We start from the raw sequence: 798 nt of genomic DNA, 5'->3' as shown, positions 1-798 counted from the left end.
ATTCATGACTGGGGTGAAGTCGTAACAAGGTAACCCTAGGGGAACCTGGGGTTGGATCACCTCCTTACCTTAAGATGTCGAAGTTGTTGAGTGTTCACACAGATTGCCTTGATTCAAGTTTAGAGACAGTACACGAAGTGGGTCTGTAGCTCAGGTGGTTAGAGCGCACCCCTGATAAGGGTGAGGTCGGTGGTTCGAGTCCACTCAGACCCACCACTTCGTTCCCGATTATGGGGCTATAGCTCAGCTGGGAGAGCGCCTGCTTTGCACGCAGGAGGTCTGCGGTTCGATCCCGCATAGCTCCACCATAATCGGTACTGAATTTTGCGAGAAGCAAAAGCCATGCATTGAACGATGTTCAATCTATGTCTTTGACTTCTTTATGAAGTTTGCTCTTTAACAATCTGGAAAGCTGATTTAAAAAGTAGTTCTCAAACATTTGTTACAAGTGCTTTGGAAACTTCTTGGCGAAAACCAAATTTTATTTGGTCCTTGTTGTACGACAACGAGCTGTGCCGGTTTCACCGACACTTCTTGGGGTTGTATGGTTAAGTGACTAAGCGTACATGGTGGATGCCTTGGCAGTCAGAGGCGATGAAGGACGTACTAACCTGCGATAAGCTGTGAGAAGTCGGTAAGAGACGCTATTACTCACAGATTTCCGAATGGGGAAACCCACCCAAGATAACTTGGGTATCTGTTACTGAATACATAGGTAACAGAGGCGAACCGGGAGAACTGAAACATCTAAGTACCCCGAGGAAAAGAAATCAACCGAGATTCCCTCAGTAGCGGCGA

General features: G+C 47.0%; 2 tRNA genes and 2 rRNA genes. All 4 read left to right on the top strand.

Going from position 1 to position 798, the window contains the following annotated elements:
- Positions 1-67 (top strand): 16S ribosomal RNA (locus tag G5380_RS20480); the annotation flags it as partial.
- Between the two features lie 72 nt (positions 68-139).
- A tRNA-Ile gene (locus G5380_RS20475) sits at positions 140-216 on the top strand.
- Between the two features lie 16 nt (positions 217-232).
- A tRNA-Ala gene (locus G5380_RS20470) sits at positions 233-308 on the top strand.
- A 238-nt stretch (positions 309-546) separates the two neighbouring features.
- Positions 547-798, top strand: a 23S ribosomal RNA gene (locus G5380_RS20465); the annotation flags it as partial.

It is taken from the genome of Aeromonas sp. 604443 (assembly GCF_049170315.1).
In the GTDB taxonomy this organism is placed as follows: Bacteria; Pseudomonadota; Gammaproteobacteria; order Enterobacterales; family Aeromonadaceae; genus Aeromonas; species Aeromonas veronii_A.
The sequence above is the reverse complement of the archived record's forward strand: the minus strand, read 5'-3'. Positions and strand labels throughout refer to the sequence as shown.